Genomic DNA, 8,508 nt, shown 5'->3' on the forward strand with positions numbered 1-8,508 from the left:
AAACTGCGGCGCCGGTGCAGCGCCGCTGGCGTCATGCGCCTCCGCCAAAGCCGCCAGCTCGCCGATCAGCGCCTGGGCGCGGGCCAGCAAGCTGGCCTCGTCCAAGGCCGGACCCGGGCTGGCCGCTTCCCGTGGCTGCTGCAGCACTTGCAGCACGGCGCTCATGCATCCCCCTGCGCATAGCGGGGCGGCACCACATAGCCGCCCTGGGCCTGCTCCCAGGCATGGGCAAAGGCGATCGTGGTGCGGTCTTCCAGATAGGGGCCGACCACCTGGGCGCTGATCGGCAGGCCCTCGTCATCCAGCCCAACCGGAAAGCTGGTCGCAGGCAGGCCCGGCAGCACCGGCAAGCCGGCCCAGTAAAACAGCTCGCGAAAGCCGATCTCGCGCACCCCATCGGCATAGGCCACCGGAAAGCGGCGCTCCTCCTTGTGGCCCTGCTGCTGGTGCGCAAAGGCAGGCGTCGGTGCGACGGGGGTCAGCACCACGTCATAGTCCTTGAACAGCTGCTCCCACTGGTGGCTCAGCGCATGGCGGTGCTCGTTGTCCTGCAGCCAGGTGGTATGGGGCAGGCTGGGCGCGCGCAGCAAGGCGGCCTCGGCGCTGCGGTCATCCGGTTCCAGCTCGGCCAGGCGCTGCTGCTGTGCTTCGGTCAGCGGGGCGGCGTTAGCCACCGACGAGCCCAGCAGGCTGCGGTAGGTGCGGTGCTGCTCGCTCAGATCAGGGCGCTGGGCGGGCGGCAGATCGCGCCACTGCGTGGTCTTCACGCCCTGGGCCTGCAAGGCGCTGACGACCCGCGCAATCACCAGTTGCTCGGACAGGCTCGCCTCCTGGCCCGGCCAGGCATCCAGCACCAGCACCCGAAAATCCTGAAGCCGCTGGTGGCGGGCTGCAGGCAGGCTCACCCGCCAGCCCTTGGCCTGCAGCGGATCGAGGTTGAGCAGCTGCTCCAGCGCCAGCTCCAGATCCAGCGCAGTGCGCGCCAGCGGCCCGGCCACCGACAGATCCCGCGCGCTAAAGCGCCCTTGCGGCGCGCCGGTGCCGCGCATCGAGATCAGCCCATAGCTGGTCTTGTGGCCAAACACGCCGTTGAAGTGCGCGGGGATGCGCACCGATCCTCCTATGTCCGTGCCCAGCTCCAGCGCCACAAAGCCCGCCGCCACGGCCGCCGCGCTGCCGCCCGATGAGCCACCGGGCGTACGCTGCAGATCCCAGGGGTTGCTGCTGCTGCCGTACACCGCGTTGTAGCTTTGCAGATCGCTCAGCGCCAGCGGCACATTGCTCTTGCCGATGAGCACCGCGCCCGCCGCGCGCAAGGCCGCGACTGCCGGCGCATCCTGCCGGGCGATATTGCTGCGGTAGTCCGGGTTGCCCACGGTGGTGGGCAGGCCGGCGACATCAAAGTTCTCCTTCACCGTGATCGGCAGGCCCAAGAGTGGCTTGCGCTCGCCCCGCTGCAAGGCGGCGTCTGCTGCCTGGGCATCGCGCCGGGCCTGTTCAATCGCCCGCACCGGGATCGCGTTCAGCTCACCATCATGGCACTCGATGCGGGCCAGCGCCTGCTCCAGCAGCTCGACCGCGCTGACGCGGCCATCGGCCAGCGCTTGCAGCTGCGCACGGGCGCTGGCAAAGGCCAGGCTGGCGGCAATGCCGGGTGCCGCTACTGCGCTCTCGCTCAGCGTGGTTTCGTTGGGAAAGTCGATGGTCGTCGTCATTTGCTAGCCTCCAGCCACAGGTCAGAAAAGTCTCCAGACGTCAGGTCAATGCTGTTGTTGAGCCCATGCACCCGCGTGCTGTGTACCCGCAGCGCAGAGGGCACAGTCGCGATCGGGTAGACCGGCAGATCACGGCCGACGATCTGCTGGATCTCGCGGAACTGCGCGGCACGCTTGGCCTCGTCGACCTCGACAGCAGCCTGGCGGAACAGGTTGTCGACCTGCGGGTTGTTGTAGTGCGAGGCATTGATCCAGATCAGCGGGTTCTTGATGCCGTCGGACCAGTAGATGCGCTGCACGCCCACCGAGGGATCAAACAAGCGGCCCAGACCGTTGAGGTTCAGGTCAAACTCACGCGCGGTGTAGGCACGCTTCAAAAAGGTGGGCAGGTCGCCGTCCAGAATGTCCACCTTGATGCCCACGCGGTTCAGCGCCGAGCGCAGGTACTCGGCCGTCTGCTTGAACTGCGCGCCGGGGATGTAGGTGAGCTTGAGCGCAAAGCGCTGGCCATTGGCCTGGCGCGGGTAGCCAGCGCTGTCGAGCAGCTGGTTGGCGCGGGCCACATCAAAGCCGTAGTTGAACTGGCTGTCGTCGTAGTAGGCGCCCAGCACCTTGGGGATGGGCGAGTTCACCAGCTCGGCCTGCTTGTAGTAGACGTTGTTGACGATGAAGTTGCGGTCCACCGCATGGGCAATCGCATGGCGCACCTCGGGCTTGGACAGCACCGGGTTCTCCACGTTGAACTCCAGGAAGGAGGCATTGTTCAGGAACGCGTCATAGCTGGCATCGAGCTTGAGCGTCGGCTTTTGCAGCAGGCGGCCCAGGTCGGCCAGGGCCAGGTTCTGCGCCACATCGGCCTCGCCGGTTTCGATGGCGGCCGAGATGGCTGCCGGATCGCGCACAAAGCGGATCACCACCCGGTCCACATGGGGCACGCCCGGGCGCCAGTAGTGGGGGTTGCGCTTGAGGATCACATGGCTGCCGCGCACCCACTGCTCAAAAATGAAGGGGCCCGTGCCCACCGGCGCATTGGCGTTGGGGCTGCCCAGCGGATCGCCATCGCCATAGCGGTGCGCCGGCACGATGGGCAGCTCCGCCGATGACAGCGACTTGAGCAAAAACGGCGCGGGCTTGGACAGCACCAGCACTGCGGTATGCGCGTCAGGCGTATCGACCCGCTCCAGGTTCTGCAAGGTGATGCGGCCGCGCGGGCCCTGCTTCTTTTGGGTCAGGAAGGAATAGCGCACGTCGGCCGAGCTGAAGTCGCGCCCATCATGGAACTTCACCCCCTCGCGCAGCTTGAAGCGGTACTGCAGGCCATCGGGGCTGACCGTCCAGGATGTTGCCAGCAAGGGCTGGGGCTGGAACTTGGCGTCATAGCGCAGCAGGCCTTCGGTGATCTTGGCGCTGACATCGCGGTTGTCGGTCTTGGTGTCCAGAAAGGACACCAGCGAGGTCGGCTCTTGCGCGACCACGGACGTGACCGTGCCGCCCTTGACGGGCGTGGCTGGTGCCTGGGCGTTGGCAGCCCCAAAGCTGCTGGCAGCCAGCAGGCCCCAGGCCAGGTTTTTGTAGAGAGTTCGCATGGGCAATGGTCCAGGAGAGAAGGCGCAGACAAGGCGCGGGTAGCACGCAAAAAGCGCAAAGGAAAAACGGGAGGGGCAGAGAAAGTCTGTGGATAAAGCTGTGCGCAGCGCAGGTGCTACTGCTAGAAGCGCAGCCCTGCCTGCTTCATCAGCGGCAGAATGCGGTCGCCAAAAAATTCCAGATCGGGCTTGAAGTCAAAGAAGCTCAGTTGCAGCCCATCGATGCCGGCGCGCTTGAGCTGCACAAACTGCTCTACCACCTGCTCGGGCGTGCCGATCACTTCGATATTGCCGCCAATGGCGCGGCGCTTGGGGGCATCGAGGGCGGTGCGGCCGCGCCAGGCATGGGCATCGCTCTTCAAGCTGCTGAAGCCCTCGGGCGTGCGCTGGTCCTGGTGGGCCACGATGGCATCGTGGTAGGCCCAGGTCTCGGCCTCGGTGTCGCGGCTGATGACCATCGGGTTGAGCAAGGTGCGCACCGTGCGGCCGGCATTGCGCGCCTCTTGCTTGACGCGGGCCGCATGGGCGGGCAGCACCTCGATGGCGCGGGCAAAGTCGGATGCGCCGGGGCTGGTGATAAAGACCAGGTCCGAATGCCGGGCCGCAAAGGCAATGCCGGCGTCCGAGCCGGTGGCATTGACCAGCGCGGGCCGGCCAAAGCGCGGCTTGGGGCTGACAAATCCTCCCCCCAGCTTCCAGGGCGAGATGCCTTCAAACGAGTAGTTCTCGTCGTACGACCACAGACGCTGCACCACCTCGATGAACTCGGAGGCCAGGTCATAGCGACGGTCATGCTCGATCTGGTCCCAGCCAAACATCTTGTGCTCCACCTCGCGGTGGCCGGTGACGATATTGATGCCCCAGCGCCCGCCCGAGATATGGTCCAAGGTGGCGCCCCACTTGGCCAGGTGCAGCGGGTGCAAAGGGCCGTAGAGCACATGGATGGTCGAGATCAGCATGATGCGGCTCGTGACCGAGGTCAGCGCCGCCGTGGTGGCGAAGGAGTCCAGCGCGTCGCCATTGAACACGCCGCCATAGCCGCCCTTGGGCAGCCACTGCGACAGCGCAAACACCAGATCGAACCCAAGGCTCTCGGCCTTCAGCACCAGGTCCTTGTTGTAGTCAAAGCGCCAGTCGGTGCTGCGCGGCAGGGTCGAGGCGCTCCAGCCTCCTGCCTGGATCGGCAGAAACAGGCCCAGCAGAATCGGCTGCGCAAAAGCCTGCGACAGGGGGCTGTCCGGAAATGCCAGCGGCGAGGCGAATGTCTCTCGATCAGCGAGTTTTCCCAGCGGTATTGCAGAGTTCATGGAGCGGCCAAGGTTGTCAATACAAAGGATGCCAAACCAGCCTTGAGATAACCAGCCATTCAGCATCCGCATTGGCTTGAATAATCCCATGAATCACCACCCCGCTCTTGCGCCGATTTTGCATTTGCATATTTAAAAATCAGCCATTGGCGCCGATATGCAAACAGAGCCGCAAGTGCGGTGCCAGCGCCCTGCGCAGCGTCCACCCGCGCTTATAGCTTGCGGCCATATGCAGCAAGCCAAACAAAATATGCTGTCTCAGGTTCAAATCACCACGAAAAACTTTGGCGAGCAGCCACCAACCGATAAAAATCAGATACCGATATTTGTTATTTAATTTGCGCCTTTTGATATATGAAATGGCATGCTGCAAATACCGGCGATAACACAGGAACGCTCCTATCATGCACAGGTCACCTCCCGATGAATAATGCGCATGAATACCACCCCACGTTTATTGCGATCGCTCTGGTTCAATGCCAAATATGCAGTGCCGACGGTACTGGGCGTCGCGATTTTGAACTTTTTGCTGCTGCAGCTCACGCCCGGTGATGCAGCCGATGTGATGGCCGGCGAATCGGGGGCGGCCACGGCCGAAACCCTGGCGGCGCTGCGCACGCGCTTTGGGCTGGATCTGAGCGTGCTGGAGCAGCTGCAGGCCTACCTGGGCAACCTGGCGCATTTCAGCCTGGGCTTCTCACCGCGCTACAACATGCCGGTGATGGAGCTGATCGGCCAGCGCCTGCCCAGCACCTTGCTGCTGATGGGCCTGGCGCTGGCGATTGCGCTGACCTTGGGCATTGCGCTGGGCACGGCGATGGCCTACTTTGCCGGCCGCCTGCCCGACCGCCTGCTGTCCGTGCTGTCGCTGCTGTTCTATTCGGTGCCGGGCTTTTGGACCGGGCTGATGCTGATCGTGCTGTTCTCGGTCAAGCTCGGCTGGCTGCCCAGTGGTGGCTCGGCCAGCATTGGCTCGCAGCTGAGCGGCCTGGCCGCCGTGCTCGACCAGCTGCGCTACATGGTGCTGCCGGCCACGTCGCTCGCACTCTTCTATGTGGCGATCTATGCCCGCCTCACCCGCGCGGCGATGCTGGAGGTGCAGTCGCAGGACTTTGTGCGCACCGCCGCCGCCAAAGGCCTCTCGCCCTGGCGCATCACGGTACGCCATGTGCTGCGCAATGCACTGCTGCCCGTCACCACGATGGCCGGCATGCACCTGGGCGGCATGCTCGGCGGCGCAGTCGTGGTCGAGACCGTCTACAGCTGGCCAGGCCTGGGGCGCCTGGCCTTTGAGGCGGTGCTGAGCCGCGATTTCAGCGTGCTGATGGGTGTGCTGTTTCTGTCTTCCCTGCTCGTGATCGCCGCCAATGTGCTGGTCGATCTGCTGCATGCCTGGCTGGATCCCCGAATCGAGGTGCGCTGATGTCTTTGTCTTCTTCGTCCCAGGCGCTGCCGATCCCCGCAGCCGCCGCCCACCCGCTGGCGGCCACACAAGCGGCGCACAGCAGCACCAGCAATGCCGAGCCCGATGCCGCGCCCTGGCCCAATCTGCATGCGCCCGATGCGGTGCGCACCAGCACCAGTGCCGCCAACGCCGGCAGCGGCAGCCAGGGCTACCGCGCGCTGCGCGTCTTTCTGCGCAACCCCACGGCCATGCTGGGCTGCGGCTTTTTGCTGGCCGTGCTGCTGCTGGCGATCACGGCGCCCTGGCTCTTTCCCGGCGATCCGCTGGACATGGTGGCCCAGCCCTTTCTCTGGCCGGGCCAGGATGCGGCCTACCTGCTGGGCACCGACTCGATGGGCCGCGATGTGGCCGCCGGCATTGCCCATGGCGCGCGCGTGTCGCTGCTGGTCGGCGTGTCGGCCACCTTGATCGGCCTGAGCCTGGGCATTGGCATTGGCGCCGTCAGCGGCTACTTTGGCGGCTGGGTCGATGACCTGCTGCAGCGCGTGGTGGTGCTGTTCCAGACGATTCCCAGCTTTATCTTGCTGGTGGTGCTGGTGGCGATTGCCCAGCCTGCGATCAGCACCATCGTCGTGGCGATTGGCCTGGTGACCTGGCCCACGGTGGCACGCCTGGTGCGGGCCGAGTTCCGCGCGCTGCGCCACAAGGAGTTTGTGCTGGCCGCGCGTGCGCTGGGCTACTCGCACAGCCGCATCATCCTGCGCGAGATGCTGCCCAATGCGCTGCCGCCCATCATCGTCACCTCATCGGTCATGGTGGCCTCGGCCATCCTGCTGGAATCGGCACTGTCCTTCATGGGCATGGGCGACCCGAACGTGGTCAGCTGGGGCAGCATGATCGGCATGGGCCGTGACCTGCTGCGCACCGCCTGGTACCTGACTGCCGCCCCCGGCCTGGCCATCGTGTTTGCCGTGCTCGCCTTCAACCTGATTGGCGATGGCTTGAACGACGCCCTCAACCCCCGTCTGTCGCAGGAGCGCTGAATGTCCGAAACCTCTTTGTTGGATGTGCGCGGGCTGAGCATCCGTTTTCCGCAGCTCGATCCGGTGCGTGGGCTGAGCTTCAGCGTGCAGGCGGGCGAGACCTTGGCGATTGTTGGCGAATCGGGCTCGGGCAAATCGCTCACCGCCCTCGCGCTGATGCGCCTGCTGCCGCGCGCGGCCCGCATTGCGCAGGGCGAGGTCTGGTTCAACGGCCAGAACCTGCTGGACCTGAGCGAGCCGGCGATGCGCCAGCTGCGCGGGCGCGAGATTGGCATGATCTTCCAGGAGCCGATGACCTCGCTGAACCCGGTCTACACCATTGGCTGGCAGATTGCCGAGGTGCTGCGCCAGCACGAGGGCCTGAGCGCCAAGGCCGCGCGGCTGCGCGCCATCGAGCTGCTCGATACCGTGCGCATCCCCGATCCGCAGCGCCGGGTCGATGATTTCCCGCACCAGCTCTCGGGCGGCATGCGCCAGCGCGTGATGATTGCGATGGCCATTGCCTGCCGCCCGCGCCTGCTGATCGCCGACGAGCCCTCCACCGCACTCGATGTGACCATCCAGGCCCAGGTGCTGGACCTGCTTGACCGGCTGCGCAAGGAGCTGTCGATGGGCCTGATCCTGATCACGCACGACCTGGGCGTGGTGTCGCAATGGGCCGACCGCGTGGTAGTGATGTATGCCGGCCGCGAGGTGGAGCAGGCCCGCCCCGGCCCGCTGTTTGACGAGCCCCTGCACCCCTACACCCAGGGCCTGCTGGCGGCATCGCCCCGACTGCAGCCCGGCGCGCACTACCTCGATGGCCCGCTGACCGAGATTCGCGGCAGCATCACCTCGGCCATCGGCCAGGCCGGCTGCGCCTTTGCGCCGCGCTGCCCGCGTGCCCAGGCCTATTGCCACAGCGTTGTGCCGCCCTTGCAAGTAGCCGGCCCCCAGCGCCTCAGCGCCTGCCCCATCACCTTGCCTGCGTCTGCACGCAGCGCCCACCTTGCCTAGGACTGCCATGAGCCTGCTGACTGTCAGCGATCTTCAGACCCATTTCAAACTGCCCAAGGGCGTGCTGCGCGCCGTCGATGGCGTGTCGTTCAGCATTGCCAAGGGTGAGACCGTCGGCCTGGTGGGCGAATCGGGCTGCGGCAAATCCACCTTGGGCCGCAGCCTGCTGCGGCTGGAGACGCCCACCGCCGGCCAGGTGGCGCTCGACGGCGAAGACATTCTGCCCTTGCAAGGCGCGCGGCTGCGCAGCCTGCGCAAACGCATGCAGATGATCTTCCAGGACCCGTTTGCCTCGCTCAACCCGCGCCACAGCATCGGCACGATCTTGGAGACGCCACTGCAGGTGCATGGCCTGGGTGACCGCGCCCAGCGCCGCCGCCAGGTGGAGAGGCTGCTCGACCGCGTGGGCCTGCCGCGCAGCGCGCTGGGCCGCTACCCGCATGAGTTCTCCGGCGG

At 65.8% G+C, this 8,508-nt stretch carries 8 protein-coding genes; 4 read left to right on the plus strand and 4 right to left on the minus strand.

Annotated elements, in window-relative coordinates; all coding sequences use genetic code 11:
- Positions 1-161 precede the first annotated feature (161 nt).
- From H928_RS0124035 to H928_RS31855, 4 genes are all read right to left on the minus strand, one after another.
- Complete coding sequence (locus tag H928_RS0124035) at positions 162-1,715, minus strand: amidase (protein ID WP_021028782.1); 1,554 nt, start codon at positions 1,713-1,715, stop codon at positions 162-164.
- Positions 1,712-3,301 carry an ABC transporter substrate-binding protein gene (locus H928_RS29670; protein WP_021028783.1) on the minus strand — a complete coding sequence of 530 codons (1,590 nt, stop codon included), beginning with the start codon at positions 3,299-3,301 and terminating at the stop codon, positions 1,712-1,714. Before H928_RS29670 ends, H928_RS0124035 begins: the two co-directional genes overlap by 4 nt.
- Positions 3,302-3,423: 122 nt before the next feature.
- Positions 3,424-4,608 (minus strand): LLM class flavin-dependent oxidoreductase, encoded by a 1,185-nt coding sequence (locus H928_RS0124045; RefSeq protein WP_021028784.1) that lies wholly within the window; start codon positions 4,606-4,608, stop codon positions 3,424-3,426.
- A 139-nt stretch (positions 4,609-4,747) separates the two neighbouring features.
- Positions 4,748-5,014, minus strand: a complete 267-nt coding sequence (locus tag H928_RS31855; RefSeq protein ID WP_148293290.1) for a hypothetical protein — start codon at positions 5,012-5,014, stop codon at positions 4,748-4,750.
- Between the two features lie 30 nt (positions 5,015-5,044).
- Here H928_RS31855 and H928_RS0124050 point away from each other — a divergent pair, with 30 nt between their 5' ends.
- The 4 genes from H928_RS0124050 to H928_RS29675 all read left to right on the plus strand — a co-directional run.
- Positions 5,045-6,031 (plus strand): ABC transporter permease, encoded by a 987-nt coding sequence (locus H928_RS0124050; protein ID WP_021028785.1) that lies wholly within the window; start codon positions 5,045-5,047, stop codon positions 6,029-6,031.
- A complete protein-coding gene (locus H928_RS0124055; protein WP_021028786.1) occupies positions 6,031-7,056 on the plus strand; it encodes an ABC transporter permease in 1,026 nt (341 codons plus the stop codon). The genes H928_RS0124050 and H928_RS0124055 overlap by 1 nt, the downstream gene beginning before the upstream one ends.
- Positions 7,057-8,052, plus strand: a complete 996-nt coding sequence (locus tag H928_RS0124060) for an ABC transporter ATP-binding protein (protein WP_021028787.1) — start codon at positions 7,057-7,059, stop codon at positions 8,050-8,052.
- 7 nt (positions 8,053-8,059) lie between these two features.
- On the plus strand, positions 8,060-8,508 hold a 449-nt coding region (locus H928_RS29675; protein WP_021028788.1), incomplete at its 3' end, for a dipeptide/oligopeptide/nickel ABC transporter ATP-binding protein.

Source organism: Comamonas sp. B-9, assembly GCF_000410635.1.
Classification (GTDB): domain Bacteria; phylum Pseudomonadota; class Gammaproteobacteria; order Burkholderiales; family Burkholderiaceae_C; genus Comamonas.

Excerpts from the sequence above, each read along its gene's own strand:
- H928_RS0124050 (WP_021028785.1), top strand. The coding sequence starts at position 5,045 with ATGAATACCACCCCACGTTTATTGCGATCGCTCTGGTTCAATGCCAAA.
- H928_RS0124045 (WP_021028784.1), bottom strand. The coding sequence starts at position 4,608 with ATGAACTCTGCAATACCGCTGGGAAAACTCGCTGATCGAGAGACATTC.
- H928_RS29670 (WP_021028783.1), bottom strand. The coding sequence starts at position 3,301 with ATGCGAACTCTCTACAAAAACCTGGCCTGGGGCCTGCTGGCTGCCAGC.
- H928_RS0124060 (WP_021028787.1), top strand. The coding sequence starts at position 7,057 with ATGTCCGAAACCTCTTTGTTGGATGTGCGCGGGCTGAGCATCCGTTTT.
- H928_RS0124055 (WP_021028786.1), top strand. The coding sequence starts at position 6,031 with ATGTCTTTGTCTTCTTCGTCCCAGGCGCTGCCGATCCCCGCAGCCGCC.
- H928_RS31855 (WP_148293290.1), bottom strand. The coding sequence starts at position 5,014 with ATGATAGGAGCGTTCCTGTGTTATCGCCGGTATTTGCAGCATGCCATT.
- H928_RS0124035 (WP_021028782.1), bottom strand. The coding sequence starts at position 1,715 with ATGACGACGACCATCGACTTTCCCAACGAAACCACGCTGAGCGAGAGC.